Here is an 18,333-nt window from a genome sequence, read left to right on the forward strand (position 1 = left end):
TGGGTATGTTGATCCGGCGAACACGGGTGCTGCGGATCCGAACGCGGATATTCGGGCACGACTCGGGAGGACCACGCTTTGCGCATCGGCAAGATCACGGTTGGCGCACTTGAGGAATGGTCGCTGAAGCCCGGCAAGGTCATTTCCTGGCATCCGACGGCGGCGTCAATAGACAAGGCGCGGCAGGCTCCTGTCAGTTCGGTGCCGGTCAGCTACATGCAGGGCCAGCATCTTCGTAACTACTGCGACCGCACGACCGAAGGATTGAACTTCTCCCGCCAGATCATCGCGAGCTGCGACGTCGCCGGCGTGTGCGACATCGAGGCCATGGACCACGCGGTGAACGCGTATCTGCGCCGGCACGACACATTCCGCAGTTGGTTCGAACACAGCGGTGACGGCGAATTCGTCCGCCGGGCACTCGTCGACCCCGACGACATCGAATTCGTTCCGGTCGAGCACGGCCATATGAGTGTCGACGAAATCCATACCCACGTGGTGGCCATTCCGAGTCCGCTGGAATGGGGTTGTTTCACCTTCGGGATCATTCAGAACGACGACCATTTCAGTTTCTTCGCCTCCATGGACCATGTGCACGGGGACGCGACCCTGATCGGCACGACGATGATGGAAGCCAACGGGATGTATTCGGCGCTCAGCAGCGGCGGTGCGGCCCTCGCGCTGCCCGACGCCGGCAGTTTCGACGACTTCTGCGTGCGTGAGCGGGAGTACACGGCGGAGCTGACCGAGGATTCGCCCGGCGTGCGGGCGTGGATCGAGTTCGCCGAGAACAACAGCGACGGGTTCCCCGAATTCCCCCTGCCACTGGGCAATCCGAAGGATTCCACACGCAGCGTGATGACGTCGGCGGTCCTGATGGACACCGCGCAGACCGAGCGCTTCGACGCGGCCGCCACGGCCGCCGGCGCCCGCTTCGTCGGCGGCCTGTTCGCCTGCCTGGCGCAGGTGGAACACGAATTGACCGGCGCACTGACCTATTACGGGCTCACGCCGAGGGATTCGCGCAGCGGATCGGACAATTTCATGACCCAGGGCTGGTTCACCGGCCTGATTCCGATCACGGTGCCCATCGGTGCGGCGTCCTTCGGTGAAGCCGCATGGGCCGCGCAGAGTTCGTTCGACTCGGGCCTGAACATGGCAAAGGTGCCGTATTACCGCGTTCTGGAATTGGCGCCGTGGCTGGGATGGCCGCGACCGAATTTCCCGGTGTCGAATTTCTTCCACGGCGGCGCCGCGCCGCTGAACGCCATTCTCGCGGCCAGTGAAATGGGGCTGGCCGACAACATCGGCATCTATCCCGACGGCCGGTTCTCCTACCAGCTGACGATCTACATCTTCCGGTACGGCCAGGGCACCGAGATGGCGATCATGCATCCGGACAATCCGGTCGCGAAACGATCGGTCGAGCGCTACATGCAGACGATGAGTTCGGTGGCCTCGCTGGTCGCCGACACCGGGCACTGGGGACGCGTCGCGTAGCGTGGAGCAAATCGCTGGGGCGGAGGTGTGGCCGATATGCGACGGCTAGCCGATGTCGTGGTGCGCTGGCCCTGGGCCGTGATCGGGGTGTGGATCGCGCTGGCCGTGGCGCTGCCGCTGTCCTTCCCGTCGCTGGGCCAGATGGCCGCGAAGAATCCGCTGCAGATCCTTCCCGCGGATGCGCCGTCGAGCGTCACCGCGCAGAAGATGGCCGAGGCGTTCGACGAGCCCGGCTCCGACAACCTGCTCGTGGTCGCGTTCATCAACGAGAGCGGGCTGGTCCCCGAAGACGAACTCACCTACCGCAACGTGGTGGACGCGCTGCGCGACGACGTCGCCGACGTGGTGTCGGTGCAGGACTTCCTCGGCACGCCGCAGCTGCGGCAGTTCCTGACCAGCGAGGACAAGACCACCTGGGTGCTTCCGGTCAGCCTCGTCGGCGAGCTGGGCACCCCGCGGGCCTACGAGTCCTTCAACCGTGTCGCCGACGTGATCCGGCACGAGGTGCCCGACGCCGGAACCGGTGGCAGCTCCCTGACCGTCCACGTCACCGGCCCCGCCGCCACCGTCGCCGACCTGACCGTCGCCGGCGAACAGGACCGGTTGCCGATCGAGATCGCGATCGCCGTGCTCGTGCTGGGCGTGCTGCTGCTGGTGTACCGCAACCCCGTCACGATGCTGCTGCCGCTGCTGACGATCGGTGCGTCGGTGCTGATCGCGCAAGGCGTGGTCGCCGGCTATTCCGAACTGACGGGCGCGGGCGTCTCGAACCAGTCGATCGTGTTCCTCAGCGCGATCCTGGCCGGCGCCGGCACCGACTACGCGGTGTTCCTGATCAGCCGCTACCACGACTATCTGCGACGGGGCGCGGAGGCGGGTGAGGCGGTCCGGGCCGCGATGGCCTCGATCGGGAAGGTCATCACCGCGTCCGCGTCCACGGTCGGCATCACCTTCCTGGCCATGAGTTTCGCCGAGATGGGCGTGTTCAGGACGATCGGGGTGTCGGCGGCGATCGGCATCGGCGTGGCCTACCTCGCCGGGGTGACGCTGCTGCCGGCGATCCTGGTGCTGGCCGGCCCAAAGGGCTGGATCAAACCCCGGCGTGAACTGACGGCGCAGTTCTGGCGGCGCTCCGGTATCCGCATCGTGCGCAGACCGGTACCGCACCTGGTGGCCAGCGCGCTGGTGCTGGCACTGCTCGCCGGCTTCGCGATCGTGGCGGACTTCAACTACGACGACCGCAAGGCCGTCGACGCGGCGGCGCCCAGTTCGGTCGGCTACGCCGCGCTGGAACGCCACTTCCCGATCAGCCAGTCGATTCCGCAGTACATCCTGATCCAGTCGCCCAAGGATCTGCGCAATCCGCAGGCGCTGGCCGATCTCGAGCAGATGGCGTCGCGGATCGCGCAAATCCCGGACGTCTCGCTGGTCTCCGGCGTCACCCGCCCGCTGGGTGAGGTCCCCGCGGAGTTCCGCGCCACGTTCCAGGCCGGCATCGTCGGTGACCGGCTGGCCGCGGGCTCGGCCCAGATCGGCGAACGCAGCGGCGACCTCACCACACTGGCCGACGGCGCCACCACGCTGGCCGACAGCCTCGGCGACGTCCGCTCCCAGGTCAACGAGATCGCACCCAGCCTCAAAGGGATCATCGACACCTTCTCGTCGGTGCGCACCGAGTACGGCGGCGACAAACTCGTCCGCGACGTCGCGACCGCCGCCAAGCTCGTCGACAGCGTCAACAAGCTCGGTCTGTCCATGGGCATCAACTTCCGCGCCGTGCGCGACATGTTCGCCTGGATCGGACCGGTGCTCACGGCGCTGCAGGGCAACCGGGTGTGTGACGCCAACCCGTCGTGCGTCGACACCCGCATGCAGTTCGAGAAGCTGGTCGCCGCCCGCGAGGACGGCCGCGTCGACGAGATCAACCAGCTGGCCGGCCAACTCCAGGGTGTCGACGACCGGCAGAGTCTCACCGCGACGGTGAACCAGCTCAACGGCGCGCTGGCCCAGCTGACGAAGGCGATCTCGGCAATGGGTCTCGACACCCCCGCCGGCGCGCGGGCCGGCCTCGACGACCTGCAGGACGGCGCCGACCGCCTCGCCGACGGCAGCCGTCAGGTCGCCGGGGGTGTCGACCAGCTCGTCGAGCAGATCAACGTGATGGCGGCCGGCCTCGATCAGGCCGCGGCGTTCCTGCTGACGATGCGCAACGACGCGTCCAGCTCGAACATGGCGGGCTTCAGCATTCCGGCCGAAGTGCTCGGCGCCGTCGAGTTCCAGAAGGCGTCCGAGGCGTTCGTCTCCCCGGACGGCCACTCGGTGCGCTACCTCGTGCAGACGAAGCTCAACCCGTTCACCTCCGAGGCGATGGACCAGGTCAACACGATCAGCGACATCGCCCGCGGCGCACAGCCCAACACGATGCTGTCCGACGCGTCGATCTCGATGGGCGGCTTTCCCGCCGCGCTACGCGACACCCGCGACTACTACGAGCGCGACATCCGGTTCATCATCATCGTGACCCTGGTGATCGTGATGCTGGTGCTGATGGTGCTGCTGCGGTCGCTGATCGCACCGCTGTACCTGGTCGGCTCGGTGGTGGTGTCCTACTTCGCCGCGATCGGCATCGGGGTGCTGGTCTTCCAGCTGCTGCTCGGCGAGCAGTTGCACTGGAGCGTGCCGCCGTTGGCGTTCGTGGTGCTCGTCGCGGTCGGCGCCGACTACAACATGCTGTTCGTGTCCCGGATGCGTGACGAATCCCCGCACAGCGTCCGCTTCGGCATCATCCGGACGCTGGGGTCCACGGGCGGCGTGATCACCGCCGCGGGATTGATCTTCGCCGCGTCCATGGCCGGTCTGCTGTTCTCCAGCATCGGCATCGTGGTGCAGGGCGGATTCGTGATCGGTGTCGGCATCCTGCTGGACACGTTCGTGGTCCGGACCATCACGGTGCCCGCTATCGCGACGCTGCTCGGACGCGCCAACTGGTGGCCGTCGCGGGTCGCGGCCCCCGCGCGTGAACGAGTTAGCGCGGACACCTGATGTGTGCAAAACTTCGCCCAACGAGCCGGTCGGCAGCGCAGGGCTGACGGTGCTCCTCGCAGATTCAGTACGGACGTGATGTGACAGCTACGCCCCAGTCGACAATCCTCTCGATGTTGCACGGCCGCGCCAGCATGCGCCCCGACGACGTCGCGTTCACGTTCACCGAATACGCCGACGATCCGGCCGGTGTCGCCGAAACCGTCACCTGGTCGCAGCTGTCGCGGCGCACCGCCAACGTCGCGCGGGTCCTGGCCCGGCACGGGTCGGCCGGGGACCGGGCGGTGATCCTCGCCCCGCAGGGCCTCGAGTACATCCTGGCGTTCCTGGGCTCGATGCAGGCCGGGATGATCGCCGTGCCACTTCCGTTGCCGCACCGGGGTTCCAACCACGACCGGGTCAGCGCCGTCTTCACCGACACCACGCCGGCGGTGGTCCTGACGACCTCCGCGGTCGCCGGGGACGTCGGCGCCTACGTCGACGAGGCACGGATGCAGATCGCGCCGACGATCGTCACGGTCGACACCCTGGATCTCGACGGCACGCCCTCTGACGACGAGCCTGCGGTGGCCGCCGGGGAGGCCCCCGACATCGCCTACCTGCAATACAGCTCGGGATCCACCCGGCTGCCCACCGGCGTGATGATCTCGCACCGCAACCTGCAGTCGAACTACGAGCAGCTGATGCGCAGCTTCTTCGCGGTACCGCACATTCGGTCGACGGCCGAGTTGACGATCGTGTCGTGGCTGCCCTTCTACCACGACATGGGCTTGGTGCTCGGGGTCTGCGCGCCGATCCTGGGCGGCCACCCCGCGAAGCTGACCAGCCCGGTGGCGTTCCTGGAGAAGCCGTCGCGCTGGGTGCGGGCACTGGCCGAAAACCCGCAGGCCTTCTCGGCCGCGCCGAACTTCGCGTTCGAGCTGGCGGCCCGCAAGACCCGCGACAGCGACCTGGCCGGACTCGACCTCGGCGGCGTGCTCGGGATCATCAACGGCGCCGAGCGGGTCAATCCGGCGACCCTGGAGCGTTTCGCAGATCGCTTCGCACACTTCAACTTCCGCGACAACATGCTGCGGCCGTCCTACGGGCTGGCCGAGGCCACCGTGTTCGTCGCGAGCGGCATCTACCGCGAGTCGGCCGACGAGGCCCGGTTCGACAGCAACGAACTTTCGGCGGGCCGGGTGGCGCGGCGCACCACCGGCGGCACCGCGCTGGTCAACTACACGCTGCCGCAGGCGCCGACGGTGCGCATCGTAGATGTCGAGACGAACCGCGAGTGCGCCCCCGACGTCGTCGGCGAGATCTGGGTGCACGGCGAGAACGTCGCGGCGGGCTACTGGAGCAGGCCGGCCGACGAGCAGCAGTGCTTCGGCGCGACGCTCGCCGACCCGTCCCCGGGCACCCCGGCCGGCCCGTGGCTGCGCACCGGCGACCTCGGATTCGTCCACGGTGGCGAGCTGTTCATCGTCGGCCGCATCAAGGATCTGCTGATCATCCGTGGCCGCAACCACTACCCCGAGGACATCGAGGCGACCGTGCAGGGAATCACCCGCGGGCGCGTCGCGGCGATCTCGGTGCCGGAGAACAGCACCGAGAAACTGGTCACCGTCATCGAGCTGAAGAAGAGCGCCGAACCCGACGCGGACGCGACGCGCTGGCTCAGCGAGGTCAAGAGCGACGTCACTTCGGCGATCTCGAATGCGCACGGTCTCAACGTCGAGGATCTCGTGCTGGTGCCGCCCGGGTCGATCCCGACCACCACGAGCGGAAAGGTGCGCCGTTCCGCCTGCGTCGACCATTACCGGCAGGATCAGTTCGATCGACTGGACGCCTGAGAGCATGCGTGTTCGTCAGGTAGCTTGGTGGCAGGTGCGAGGTCGAGCAGGGCGGGGAATCACATGAGGCGACATCTCGCATTCGCTACTGCGATAACCACTCTGGGCGCGACGGGCATCCTGGGTCTCGGGATCGCCGCGGCGCAGCCCGCGCCCGCGCCGCCACCCCCGCCGGCCCCGGGCGCCGCTGCGGGAGCCCCGACGCCGCTGGGCACGCCGGGACGGGGTTACGCCCTCGGCGGCGCGCACGTGCTCGGTATCCCGTACGACGAATACATCATGCGCACCGGTGCGGACTGGTTCCCCGGGCTGGACCGCGAGATCGTCGACTATCCGGCCGGTCAGGTCCAGGGCCACACGCTGGAGCGCCTGTTCCCCGGTATCGGCGCGTTCGGGGACCGCATCGCCCCCGGCCTCGGCCTCGACGGACCCAGCTACGGCGAGTCCATCGACGTCGGCGCGCCCAACCTGATCGGGGCGATCCGCCGAGGCGGCCCCGGCACCGCGATCGGACTGTCCGAGGGCGCGTCGGTGCTCGACGAGGTGCAGGCGCGGCTGGCCTACGATCCGGCGGCGCCGCCTCCGGATCAGCTGAGCTTCGCGACGTACGGCAACCCGGTCGGAAAGCATGCGTTCGGCGAGAGCTTCCTGACCCAGAACTTCCCGGTCGGCAGCGTGGTGCCGTCGCTGGACTATCGAATCCCGGCGCCGGTGGAGAGCCAGTACGACACCTACAAGTTCGTCTCCGCCTACGACAGCATCGCCGACTGGCCGGACCGGCCCGACAACTGGCTCTCGGTGGCGAACGCGATCGTCGGGCTCGCCACCGGTCACACCGCGGTCGCCTTCACCGATCCGAGCATGGTGCCGGAGCGCAACATCCGGACCACCGTGAACTCGCGCGGCGCGACGACGACGACGTACATGATCCCCGAGGAGCATCTCCCGCTGGTGCTGCCGTTCAAGTACCTCGGGGTGCCCAAGGACACCCTGATGGAGCTCGACAAGGTGCTGCTCCCGTACGTCGACGCCGGATACTCCCGCAACGACGATCCGGCCACCGCGCCGATCACCGTCGACCCGGTCAACGGCTACGACCCCGCCGAGGTCACCGCGCCGGCGACCCAGGCCGCGTTCGGCGGCGGAGCCGACCCGGTCTCGCAGCTCCTTTCGGGTCTGCAGTACATCCTGAACAACCCGCCGTAGGCCAGTTCTGGGCCGGAATTCGCCCGCTACAGGCCGGCGAGACCCACGACGAGCAGCACGCCTCCCACTATCGCCATCAACGCGCACACCCCGACGCGTCCCCGTGCCCGGATCCAGGAATTGAGCGACGCCAGCACTGCGCGGGTCCGGTCCGGGCTCACCAGATAGCACAGCAGCGGTATCTCGATCAGGGCGAACGCCACCGCGTTGAACGCCATCAACGCGCCGAACTGGGTCGCGGCCGCGGCGCCGGAGGCGGCGATCAGCGCCAGCGCGGCGAGGTAGTCGACGGACGGCAGGGCGGTCCCGAGGCCCACGGCGGCGGCCGTCCACAGCGAACGGCCGTCGAGCAGACGCCGGGCGCGCATCTCCAGCACACCCGGTGCGCGGCCCGGGTCGCGAGGGCGCCCCACCAGCCCGGAACCCACCGCGGCCGCGGTGCACAGCACCACCAGCCCGACCACGACCTGCACCCGCGGCAGCGTGAACTGCGCCGAATCGAGCACCGGTCGCAGCAGGAACAGCACCGCGACACCCACCGCGGTGCCCATCGCGAACCCGCCGGTGAGGAAGGCGAGCAGCTGCAGGCCCGGCCGCGGCCGGTTGATCATCAGGACCGTCATGCCGATCCGGAACGGCTCCAGGCTGACCGCAACGGCCATGGCCAGGAGCGTGATCCACATGATGGCGTCACGTTACCGGCTCGCCGGCGGGGGGATGTGGCCACAGCGCGTGGGTTCGTGCAAGGATTTCGGCGATGAGCGGCTCAGAACCCCAACGGATCAGCCTCGACCCGTCCTCGCTGCGGGAGGCCTTCGGTCACTTCCCGTCCGGCGTCATCGCGATCGCCGCGGAGGTGGACGGCACCCGCGTCGGGCTGGCCGCGAGCACCTTCGTGCCGGTGTCCCTGGATCCGCCGCTGGTGTCGTTCTGTGTGCAGAACTCGTCGTCGACGTGGCCGCTGCTCAAGGACCTGCCGTATCTGGGCATCAGCGTGCTCGGGGAGGCCCACGACGAGGCCGCGCGCACGCTGGCCGCGAAGACGGGCGACCGGTTCGCGGGCCTGGAGACGGCGTCGTCAGAGCGCGGCGCGGTGTTCGTCCACGGCACCAGCGTCTGGCTGGAGACCAGCATCGACCAGCTGGTTCCGGCCGGCGACCACACCATCGTGGTGCTTCGGGTCGCCGATATCACCGTGCATCCCGACATCGCGCCGATCGTGTTCCACCGCAGCGTGTTCCGGCGGCTGGGAGCCTGACGAGCGGTCAGCTCAGGGGCGTGCGCCCAGCTCGTCGCGGTAGCCCCGGACACGCCGGTCCAACTCGGCGGCATCGGCGCTGCGTCCCTCTTTGCGGGCCAGGTCGGCGCGGACACTCAACTCACGGATGGCCGTGCGGATGTCGGTGATGCTGTGGGGCTCTCGAAGTGCCATGAGAGCTGCCTTTCTTCGGGGACTGGCTGCTGTCACGAGCGTACGCCTGCTCGCGGTCGCCGGGACCGGACTGCGAGTCCCGGTCCGATCTGCCGGCCGGCCTGTCAGGGGCGCATCGTGTAGACGCCGTCGTAGCCCCTCACCTGTTCCCACACCCGGTCGAATCGCCCGGAGTCCGGCTCGGGTTTGCGCACCGCCGACAGTGCCCAATCCTGTTGCGCACTCGTGGAGCCGGGTTTTCCGTGCAGCGCCACCGCGTACGCGGAGAAATCGCGGACCGCGACGTCGAAGATCTGGTCGATCAGGTCACGGTCGAGCCCGGTGATCTCGGCCTGTTCGAGGATCAGCTGGCCGTACACCACAAGGCTGAACAGGTGCCCGACGACAAGGACGAAGTCGAGGTCGGACTGCTGATCGGCATCGGGCGCCGCGGCCGTCAGCAACTCCTTGAACGCCTGCACCTGTTCGTAGAAGCGGCCGACATTCGGAACGTCGCAGTGGCGCTCGTACACCGGCGCCCAGTCCGCGAACCGCACCTTCGACGCGCCGCGCGCGGGCCCCTGGGACCAGAAGAAGACATCGTCGGCCGGATCGTCACGGGTGCCGATCGGCGGGTACTCGGCGGGATTGAACATGTAGTTGGGCATGAACTTCAAGATCTGCGCGACGTTGACGTGGACAGTGCCCTCCAGTCGCGGCAGCGCCCCGATGAGCCGGGTCACCTGATAGAAGTAGGTGTCCTTCTCGAAACCTTTGGCGGCCAGCACATCCCACAGCAGTGTGACGACCTTTTCGCCCTCGGAGGTGACCTTCGACTTGGTCACCGGGTTGAACAGCAGGTACCGGCGGTCGTGCGGGCCCGCGCTGCGGAAGTAGTCGATCGCGCGGTCGCTGAACAGCTTCATCGCGATCAACCGGGCATACGCGTCGACGAACGTGGCCCGCACATGGGGGAAGTCGGTGACGGGGTTTCCGTACAGGATGCGATTGTTCGCATGGGTGATCGCCTCGTAGAACGCGTGCTCACACATGCCGATGGAGCCGCTGCACAGGTTGAATTTGCCGACGTTGACGGTGTTCAGCGCGGCCGAGAACGCGTCCTGGCCGGTGGCGAGGATGTCCTCCTCGTAGACCGGGTAGTCGCGCAGCGCGAAGTTGCTGACGAACATCTGGCCGTGCACGACGTTGCCGATCAACTCGTAGTCCGGGTGCCGGCTGTCGGCGACGAACCACACGTATCCGTCGGCGCCCTCCACGTCGGTGCGGCGACCGAACACCGACACCATGCCGGCGACGTTGCCGTTGCCGATGTAGTACTTCTCGCCGGACGCGCGGAACACCACGGGATCGTCAGCTCCCGGCGAGGCCGGGGTGAGCAGCATGTCGGTGTTGTAGATGTCGGCGCCGTGCGCCCGCTCGGAGAGTCCGAACGCCATCACCTCACCGGCCTCGAGCTGCGCCGCCGCGCGTTCCCTGGCCTTGACGTTGTCGCTCTGCCAGATCGGGCCGAGGCCCAGGATGGTGACCTGCTCGGCGTACCAGTAGGACAGGCCGTAGAAGCCCAGGATCTCGCTCAGCACGGCGTTGCGGGCAGTGTCCCACCGCTTGTTCGGGTCGCCCTCGGCGAACTCCGACGGCGTCAGGAACGTCGCGAACAACCGTTCCTTCTTGACGAACTCCAGGAAGTCGGCGACCCAGACGCCGTCGAGATCGTCGCGCAGCAGCCGTGCCTTGCCGCGCTGCTCGAACCAGTCGATGAGCGCGCGCAGCAGGCGCCGGGATTCGGGGTCCAGCCATGCGGGGTCGAAGTGGTTCGGGTTCAGCAGAAGTCCGCGGGCGGCCATGTGTGAAATCTAGTCCCGCTTTCCGGCGCTGAACCGGTGTTCGATGCGATCATCGGCGGTATGGGGGACGACGACCGGATCGCGCTGGATCGCACGGACGAGGCGATCCTGAAGGCGTTGCAGGACGACGGCCGGATCAGCACCGCCGATCTGGCCCGCGCGGTGTCGTTGTCGCCGAGTTCGACGGCCGACCGGGTCCGCCGCCTCGTCGACGCCGGTGTCATCACCGGCTACACCGCGACGGTCTCGGCGACGGCGCTCGGTTACACAATCACGGCGTTCGTCCGGCTGGCCTACCCGTCGGGGAACTACAAGCCGCTGCACAGCCTTCTCGACGTGACGCCCGAGGTCGTCGAGGCCCACCATGTCACCGGCGACGACTGCTTCATTCTCAAAGTGCTGGCACGGTCGATGTCGGACCTGGAGCGGCTGACGGGCCGGCTCGCGACGCTGGGGGCCGTCACGACCAACGTCGTCTACTCGAGCCCTCTGACGCGGCGCAGGCTGGAGCCAGGTTAGATTCGCACCGGTCAGGCGGCGTGGACGCCGCGCAGCCCGACGGCGCCGCGCAGGCCCGAGCAGTCGATGCATCCGACACAGCCGATGCAGTCCTCACAGTCGATGCAGCCGACGCACGCCTTGCAGCTCGTGCACGCGATACAGCCCAGGCAGGCCAGGCATTTCGCGCACGCGAGCGACAGCACGACCAGGATCGACTTGGCGATCGCCGCGCTGCCGGCCGTCGCGATCGACTGTGCGACGGCAGCGCTACCCGCGGTGGCAATGGAATTGGCCACCGCGGCGCTCCCGGCGGTGGCGATCGAGCCGGCCACCCCCGCGCTGCCCGCGGTGGCTATCGACCCGGCGACGACCGCGCTGCCCTGTGTCGCCACCGATCCTGCGACGACGTAGCTGTCCTCGGTGCGCAACGACCGCACGACGGCACGTGAGGTGTCGTCGTCGCGTTCGTCCATGTCCGCTACTTCCGCTGCTGTCTTCTCTTCGCGCAAGCACTCATCGCCGGAACAGCTTGTTGCCCAGCCACACCACCGGGTCGTACTTGCGGTCCGCGGCACGCTCTTTCATCGGGATCAGGGCGTTGTCGGTGATCTTGATGTGTTCGGGGCAGACCTCGGTGCAGCACTTGGTGATGTTGCAGTAGCCGAGGCCGTTCTCCTCCTGCGCCTGCTCGGAACGGTGACCGTGTGTGTCGAGCGGGTGCATGTCCAACTCGGCCTGCCGCATCAGGAAGCGCGGGCCGGAGAACGCGAGCTTGTTCTCCTCGTGGTCACGCACCACGTGGCACACGTTCTGACACAGGAAGCACTCGATGCACTTGCGGAACTCCTGGGACCGGTTCACGTCCTCCTGCTGCATCCGGTACTCACCGGGCTGCAGGTCCTTCGGAGGCGTGAACGCCGGGATCTCCCTGGCCTTCTCGTAGTTGAACGACACGTCGGTCACCAGGTCGCGCATCACCGGGAACGTCCGCAGGGGAGTCACCGTGACGACCTCGTCCTCGCCGAAGGTGGACATGCGCGTCATGCACAGCAGGCGCGGACGGCCGTTGATCTCGGCCGAACACGATCCGCACTTGCCGGCCTTGCAGTTCCACCGCACGGCCAGATCCGGCGTCTGGGTGGCCTGCAGCCGGTGGATGATGTCGAGCACGACCTCACCCTCGTTGACCTCGACGGTGAAATCCTTCAGTTCACCGCCGGTGTCGTCGCCGCGCCAGACCCGGAGCTTTGCGTTGTAGGCAGCCATCGATTCAGCCCTTCTGTTCCGGGTGTTCGGCCAATTCCTCTGGCGTGTAGTACTTCTCCAATTCGGACAGCTCGAAGGTCGCGAGCAGATCCGGCCGCATCGGCGGCTGCGGTTCCACCTCGACCGAGACCTCCGGGATGATCGGATCGCCCGGTTCGTCGCCGCCGCCGACGGTCTTGCACACCAGCAGCTTGTTGCGCCAGTGCGAGTCCATCTTGGGGTAATCGTCGCGGGTGTGTCCGCCGCGACTCTCGGTGCGCTGCAACGCCGCCTTGGCCACGCACTCGCTGACGAGCAGCATATTGCGCATGTCGATGGCCAGGTGCCAGCCGGGGTTGAAGATGCGGCCACCCTCGACGACGACGTTCTGGTAGCGCTTCTTGAGCTCGTCGATCTTGGCGAGAACCTCGTGCAGCTCATTCTCTTTGCGGATGATGCCGGCGAGGTCGTTCATCGACTCCTGCAGTTCCGCGTGCAGCGTGTACGGATTCTCGGCGTCGCCCTTGGGTTCGAACGGCAGCAGCGCCAGCTTCTCGGCCCGCTCCAGGGCCGCGTCGGTGACGGCGGGCCGGTTGTCGAGGGAGCGGACGTAGTCCGAGGCGCCGAGTCCGGCGCGGCGGCCGAACACCAGCAGATCCGACAGCGAGTTGCCGCCGAGGCGGTTGGAGCCGTGCATGCCGCCGGAGCATTCACCGGCGGCGAACAGGCCGGGTGTCGCGGCTCCGCCGGTGTCCGGGTCGACCTCGATGCCACCCATCACGTAGTGACAGGTCGGGCCGACCTCCATCTCGTCCTTGGTGATGTCGACCTCGGCCAACTCGATGAACTGGTGGTACATCGACGGCAGCCGGCGCTTGATCTCCTCGGCGGGCATCCTCGACGCGATGTCGAGATACACACCGCCGTGCGGGGTTCCGCGACCGTTCTTCACCTCTTCGTTGATGGCGCGGGCCACCTCGTCGCGGGGGAGCAGGTCAGGGGTGCGCCGCGCCGAGTCGTTGTCCTTGAGCCACTGGTCGGCCTCTTCCTCGGACTCGGCGTACTGGCCCTTGAACACGTCGGGGATGTAGTCGAACATGAAGCGCTTGCCCTCGGAGTTCTTCAGAACCCCGCCGTCGCCGCGCACGCCTTCGGTGACGAGGATGCCCTTCACCGACAGCGGCCAGACCATCCCGGTCGGGTGGAACTGGATGAACTCCATGTTGATCAGGCCCGAGCCCGCCCGCAGCGCCAGCGCGTGCCCGTCGCCGGTGTACTCCCAGGAGTTCGACGAGACCTTGAACGACTTGCCGATGCCGCCGGTGGCCAGCACGATCGCGGGCGCCTCGAACAGCACGAACTTGCCGGTCTCGCGGTAGTAGCCGAACGCGCCGGCGACCCGGCCGTTCTCCTTGATGATCTCGGTGATCGAGCACTCGTGGAAGACGCGGATGCGGGCGTCGTAGTCGCCGAGCTCGCGCTTGTCCTCCTGCTGCAGTGACACGATCTTCTGCTGCAGGGTGCGGATGATCTCCAGGCCGGTGCGGTCGCCGACGTGGGCCAGCCGCGGATAGGTGTGTCCGCCGAAGTTGCGCTGGCTGATGCGGCCGTCCTTGGTGCGGTCGAACAGCGCGCCGTAGGTCTCCAGCTCCCAGACCCGGTCGGGCGCCTCCTGTGCGTGCAGTTCGGCCATCCGCCAGTTGTTCAGGAACTTGCCGCCGCGCATCGTGTCACCGAAGTGCACCTGCCAGGAGTCCTTGGTGTTGACGTTGCGCATCGCGGCGGCGCAGCCACCCTCGGCCATCACGGTGTGGGCCTTGCCGAACAGCGACTTGGTGACCACGGCGACCCGCAGGCCCCGTTCGCGGGCCTCGATCACCGCGCGCAGTCCGGCCCCGCCGGCACCGATCACGACGACGTCGTACTCGTGCCGCTCTAGCTGTGCTTCCTCCGAAGCCATCAATCCTCGCTCATCTATCGGTATGTCAGTGAATGTGTCTGTGGGAAGGGCTGTCTCAGCCGACGAACCTCAGGTCGGAGAACCACCCGGCGGCCAGGGCCATCACGTAGAAGTCGGTCAGCATCAGCGTGCCCAGGGTGATCCAGGCGTACTGCTTGTGCCGCACGTTGAGCTTGCTGATCTGAGTCCACATCCAGTAGCGGACGGGGTGCTTGGAGAAGTGCTTGAGCCGGCCCCCGGCGACGTGCCGGCACGAGTGGCACGAAACCGTGTAGGTCCACAGCAGCACGACGTTGACGACGAGGATCAGGTTGCCCAGACCGAAGCCGAAACCGCCGTCGGGCTTGGAGAACGCGATGATCGCGTCATAGGTGTTGACCAGTGAGATGAGCACCGCGATGTAGAAGAAGTAGCGGTGGGTGTTCTGGATGATCAGCGGGAAGCGGGTCTCGCCGGTGTACTTCGCATGCGGTTCGGCGACGGCGCAGGCGGTCGGGGCCTGCCACACCGTGCGGTAGTAGGCGCCGCGGTAGTAGTAGCAGGTCAACCGGAACAGCAGCAGGAAGGGCAGCGACACCGCCGCGTACGGCAGCCACCAGACGTCGGGCAGGAACTGGCCGAAGTGGCTGGCCTCGGGCACGCAGCCGGTGCTGACGCACGGCGAGTAGAACGGCGTCAGGTAGCCGTACTCGGCGACGTAGTAGTTGCTCTGCATGAACGCACGCACCGTCGCGTAGATGATGAACGTCGCGAAGCCCAGGTCGATGAGGATGGGCGACTTGAGCCAGTTGTCGGTCCGCAGCGTGCGCTGCCGGATCTGGGCTCGGCCAGGCGAGAAGACGCCGGTCGCTTTGCGGTCGGCGGTGGGTGCGCTCACGGTTACCTTTCGATGAAGTTATGTCCCCCGGGTGCGTGCCGCCTCGCCGTGGCGAAGAGCGGCACGCACGTCTCAGCGTGTGCCGCCGAGACCCTCGTCGTCGACACCGCGCCAGAACTCGGTGTCGTACTGGGTGTCGGGGATCGGGATCCGCTCGGCGACGTGATGATGCCGGCTGACACCGCGCGCGAGTTCCAGCTCCTCGGCATCGATGTCGAGACGATCGATGTCGTTGAGAATGCGCTCGGCGTCGTTGACGATGCGACGGGTGGCTGGGCTGTCCCCGTATCGCGACGCCAGCGACGTCACGCATCGCCTCAGGCTGCCGATCAGATCGTGAAGCTGGGCGAGTTCGGTGGTGCTGGTGCTGGACAAGCGACCTCCTTGGGCTGAAGGGTGTCATGGATCACAGTACGCAACCGATGGTAGCCACATCATGGTTGTCAGCGTGAGACAGATCACTTTGAGGACGGAAAAGTCGGAGGGCACATGGCGACGAAGGACGATTTGAAGGCGCGGGCGGAAGCGTTGCTCAGGCTGCATCAGCCCGGGAACCCGGTGATTCTGCCGACGGTGTGGGATGCGTGGTCGGCGCACCTGGCGGTCGACGCGGGTTTCTCGGCGCTGACCGTGGGGAGCCATCCGCTCGCGGACTCAATCGGCAAGCCCGACAACGAGGGGATGGTGTTCGACGACGTGCTGACCCGGGTCGCGCAGATCACCGCGGCGGTCGACGTCCCGGTGTCGGTCGACATCGAATCCGGGTACGCCGAGGAGCCCGCCCGGCTGATCGACGGTCTGCTGTCGGTCGACGCGGTCGGGCTCAACATCGAGGACACCGTGCACAGCGAGGGTGGTCGCCTGCGGTCGTCCGAGGAACACGCGGCGCTGGTCGGCGGTCTGCGCGCGGCGGCCGACGCCGCCGGGGTGCACGTGGTGATCAACGCGAGGACCGATCTGTTCCTGCGTCAGGACGGTGACGAGGCCGACCGGGTGGACCGGGCCATCGCGCGCCTGAAGGAGGCCGCCGACGCGGGTGCCGACGTGCTGTACCCGGTCGGTGTGCACCCGCCGGAGGTGATGCGGCGCCTGACCTCCGAGTTGCCGTTGCCGGTCAACGCGATCGCCCGCCCCGACCAGTCCGACCCGGCGTCCTACGGTCCGCTCGGTGTCGCGCGGATCAGCTTCGGGCCGTTCTGGCAGGCGGCGCTGGCCGAGCGGTCCAAGGAGCTGCTGGCGCGCTGGCGCTAGCCGGCGGCGATACCCGCGAGACTGTACCCACGGTCGTGAAACCGGCCTGACAGCGACCCTGAGTGCAGTCTCGTGAGACTCCGGTACCGCGCTGCTACTTCGACGTCTCGACGACGAGCACTTCGGTCGTCGAGTTCTTCGACACGATGCGCGGAACGGATCCGACGAGGCGGCCCACCATCGACTTGAACCCGACGTCGCCGACGACGAGCAGGTCGGCCTGTACCTCTTCGGCCAGCGCGATCAACGCGTCTGCCGGGGTGCCCGCGAGGGCGCGTTCCTCGACGTTCTTCGCGCCGGCCGAGCGCGCCTTCGCCGCGGCGTCGCGCAGCAGATCGAAGACGGGCGCGTCGCCCGCCGTCCGGTAGTTCTCATCGCGCGGCTGGTCCGGGTCCGGGGCGCCGCCGTCGCGCGCGGTCGGTGTGTAGGCCGACGCGACGATCAGCCGGGCGTCCGCCTCGGCGGCGAGGGTGGCCGCCCGCTGGACCGCTCGCATCGACGTCTCCGACCCGTCGGTGCCTACGACGATCACGCGGTATGCCACGGCGACTCCTCACTGAGTGAACACTTGTTCTTACTTTACAGTAAGAAAATCGCGGTTAGAAGAGCTGCCCGACCACGAATCCGGTCAGCAGCACCGCGAATCCGCCGATCTCACCGACGATCAGCGCGGCCATCGCAATCCTGATCGTGGTGTCGACGTGTTCGAACTGGTTGGTGGTGTCGCGCCGGATGCCGTGCAGGACATAGGTGGCGATGGCCAGCACGAAGAACGCGACGACCACCGCTGCCGCGGTCAGGTTCACCGCGGTGGGCCATGCGCTCAGCTCCACGAACACGGCGAGCAGCATCGTCGCGAACGCGTACAGCAGCGCGGCGCGGTGAGCGATGTCGACATACGGATGCGCGAGGTGGTCGGCGCTGGTGGCCATCTGCCGGTACTTCCACACGCCGAGTACCAGCGCCCACAGGAAGATCAGGCCGGCCGCCAGCACGGTCAGTGTCGTGTCGATCCCGAGTGCTGCATCCATGGTCTGAGCAGAGTATCGGCATCGACGCGAAGAGCCGGTGGACCTCAACGGTCCACCGGCTCTTTCGGCGGTTACCTGCTCTCGATCTCGATGCGCCGGGCCTCGGCGCCCTTGTGCGCGCCGGCGACCCGCACGGTCAGCACGCCGGCCTCGTAGCCGGCAGAGACCGCGTCACCGGTGAGGTGCGAGGGCAGCGCGAAGGACCGGTGGAACGATCCGTACCGGATTTCGCTGACCTTGCGGCCGTTCTTCTCCTCGGCACGCTCGTCGCGGCGCTCCCCGCGGATTACCAGGCGGCCGCGGTCGACTTCGACGGTGACGTCCTTCGCGACGTCCACACCGGGAAGATCGACACGGATCACCGCGTCCTCGCCGTCGCGGTCGACCTCGACGGCGGGGTTGATCCCGGCGGCCCACTCGCCGGCGGTCGCAGGTCCGAAGAACTCGCGTACGAAGCGGTCGGTGTGGGAGTTGGTCCATGCCGGCCAGTTCCGCAGTGCGACATTGCTCATTGGTGTCATCTCCTTGGTCGGGACCGGCTCCGTGCCGGTTCTGCCCATACAAACTTGAGTCGACCACGCTCATGTTCCTGGAATGCGTTCGCTGTCG

Annotated in this window: 18 protein-coding genes; 7 read left to right on the forward strand and 11 right to left on the reverse strand. The window is 67.5% G+C overall.

Translation table 11 applies throughout. The annotated features are described in order from the left end of the window. Positions 1 to 78 precede the first annotated feature (78 nt). From DYE23_RS01320 to pe, 4 genes are all read left to right on the forward strand, one after another. Entirely contained in the window at positions 79 to 1,500 is a 1,422-nt protein-coding gene (locus tag DYE23_RS01320; RefSeq protein WP_115326280.1) for a condensation domain-containing protein, read from the forward strand. Between the two features lie 36 nt (positions 1,501 to 1,536). Continuing rightward, entirely contained in the window at positions 1,537 to 4,542 is a 3,006-nt protein-coding gene (locus DYE23_RS01325; RefSeq protein ID WP_115326281.1) for an MMPL/RND family transporter, read from the forward strand. A gap of 113 nt (positions 4,543 to 4,655) precedes the next feature. After that, positions 4,656 to 6,377, forward strand: a complete 1,722-nt coding sequence (locus tag DYE23_RS01330; protein ID WP_235660296.1) for an AMP-binding protein — start codon at positions 4,656 to 4,658, stop codon at positions 6,375 to 6,377. Positions 6,378 to 6,440: 63 nt separating this feature from the next. Next, positions 6,441 to 7,583: an acyltransferase PE gene (gene pe, locus DYE23_RS01335; protein ID WP_011891402.1), complete on the forward strand. Its 1,143-nt coding sequence runs from the start codon at positions 6,441 to 6,443 to the stop codon at positions 7,581 to 7,583. A 26-nt stretch (positions 7,584 to 7,609) separates the two neighbouring features. Here pe and DYE23_RS01340 read toward each other — a convergent pair whose 3' ends face one another. After that, positions 7,610 to 8,266, reverse strand: coding sequence for a GAP family protein (locus tag DYE23_RS01340; protein WP_115326283.1), 657 nt, complete (start codon positions 8,264 to 8,266; stop codon positions 7,610 to 7,612). Positions 8,267 to 8,340: 74 nt separating this feature from the next. Between DYE23_RS01340 and DYE23_RS01345 the strand changes: the two genes are divergently transcribed. After that, entirely contained in the window at positions 8,341 to 8,841 is a 501-nt protein-coding gene (locus tag DYE23_RS01345) for a flavin reductase family protein (protein ID WP_011891400.1), read from the forward strand. Positions 8,842 to 8,853: 12 nt separating this feature from the next. Here the strand turns inward: DYE23_RS01345 and DYE23_RS30705 are convergent, their stop codons facing one another. Both DYE23_RS30705 and DYE23_RS01350 read right to left on the reverse strand, forming a co-directional pair. Beyond that, complete coding sequence (locus tag DYE23_RS30705) at positions 8,854 to 9,015, reverse strand: hypothetical protein (protein WP_013470440.1); 162 nt, start codon at positions 9,013 to 9,015, stop codon at positions 8,854 to 8,856. A 104-nt stretch (positions 9,016 to 9,119) separates the two neighbouring features. Continuing rightward, positions 9,120 to 10,859, reverse strand: coding sequence for an acyl-CoA dehydrogenase family protein (locus DYE23_RS01350; protein WP_115326284.1), 1,740 nt, complete (start codon positions 10,857 to 10,859; stop codon positions 9,120 to 9,122). Positions 10,860 to 10,895: 36 nt separating this feature from the next. Between DYE23_RS01350 and DYE23_RS01355 the strand changes: the two genes are divergently transcribed. Beyond that, positions 10,896 to 11,378: an Lrp/AsnC family transcriptional regulator gene (locus tag DYE23_RS01355; protein WP_011891398.1), complete on the forward strand. Its 483-nt coding sequence runs from the start codon at positions 10,896 to 10,898 to the stop codon at positions 11,376 to 11,378. 11 nt (positions 11,379 to 11,389) lie between these two features. On the opposite strand, the gene DYE23_RS01360 is transcribed toward DYE23_RS01355, so the two are convergent. From DYE23_RS01360 to DYE23_RS01380, 5 genes are all read right to left on the reverse strand, one after another. Continuing rightward, a complete protein-coding gene (locus DYE23_RS01360) occupies positions 11,390 to 11,833 on the reverse strand; it encodes a hypothetical protein (protein ID WP_115326285.1) in 444 nt (147 codons plus the stop codon). Between the two features lie 40 nt (positions 11,834 to 11,873). After that, on the reverse strand, positions 11,874 to 12,626 hold the full coding sequence (locus tag DYE23_RS01365; protein ID WP_115326286.1) for a succinate dehydrogenase/fumarate reductase iron-sulfur subunit: 753 nt from the start codon (positions 12,624 to 12,626) through the stop codon (positions 11,874 to 11,876). A 4-nt stretch (positions 12,627 to 12,630) separates the two neighbouring features. Continuing rightward, positions 12,631 to 14,565: a fumarate reductase/succinate dehydrogenase flavoprotein subunit gene (locus tag DYE23_RS01370; RefSeq protein ID WP_115326287.1), complete on the reverse strand. Its 1,935-nt coding sequence runs from the start codon at positions 14,563 to 14,565 to the stop codon at positions 12,631 to 12,633. Between the two features lie 55 nt (positions 14,566 to 14,620). After that, positions 14,621 to 15,442 carry a succinate dehydrogenase subunit SdhC gene (gene sdhC / locus DYE23_RS01375; protein WP_115326288.1) on the reverse strand — a complete coding sequence of 274 codons (822 nt, stop codon included), beginning with the start codon at positions 15,440 to 15,442 and terminating at the stop codon, positions 14,621 to 14,623. 72 nt (positions 15,443 to 15,514) lie between these two features. Then, positions 15,515 to 15,817: an Rv0250c family protein gene (locus DYE23_RS01380; RefSeq protein ID WP_115326289.1), complete on the reverse strand. Its 303-nt coding sequence runs from the start codon at positions 15,815 to 15,817 to the stop codon at positions 15,515 to 15,517. A 114-nt stretch (positions 15,818 to 15,931) separates the two neighbouring features. Here DYE23_RS01380 and DYE23_RS01385 point away from each other — a divergent pair, with 114 nt between their 5' ends. Beyond that, complete coding sequence (locus DYE23_RS01385; protein WP_115326290.1) at positions 15,932 to 16,693, forward strand: isocitrate lyase/PEP mutase family protein; 762 nt, start codon at positions 15,932 to 15,934, stop codon at positions 16,691 to 16,693. A 94-nt stretch (positions 16,694 to 16,787) separates the two neighbouring features. Here DYE23_RS01385 and DYE23_RS01390 read toward each other — a convergent pair whose 3' ends face one another. From DYE23_RS01390 to DYE23_RS01400, 3 genes are all read right to left on the reverse strand, one after another. Continuing rightward, positions 16,788 to 17,237 (reverse strand): universal stress protein, encoded by a 450-nt coding sequence (locus DYE23_RS01390; RefSeq protein WP_115326291.1) that lies wholly within the window; start codon positions 17,235 to 17,237, stop codon positions 16,788 to 16,790. Between the two features lie 55 nt (positions 17,238 to 17,292). Next, complete coding sequence (locus DYE23_RS01395) at positions 17,293 to 17,724, reverse strand: hypothetical protein (RefSeq protein WP_115326292.1); 432 nt, start codon at positions 17,722 to 17,724, stop codon at positions 17,293 to 17,295. Between the two features lie 71 nt (positions 17,725 to 17,795). Further along, complete coding sequence (locus DYE23_RS01400) at positions 17,796 to 18,236, reverse strand: Hsp20/alpha crystallin family protein (protein WP_172527685.1); 441 nt, start codon at positions 18,234 to 18,236, stop codon at positions 17,796 to 17,798. Positions 18,237 to 18,333: the final 97 nt, after the last annotated feature.

Source organism: Mycolicibacterium gilvum, from assembly GCF_900454025.1.
GTDB lineage: Bacteria > Actinomycetota > Actinomycetes > Mycobacteriales > Mycobacteriaceae > Mycobacterium > Mycobacterium gilvum.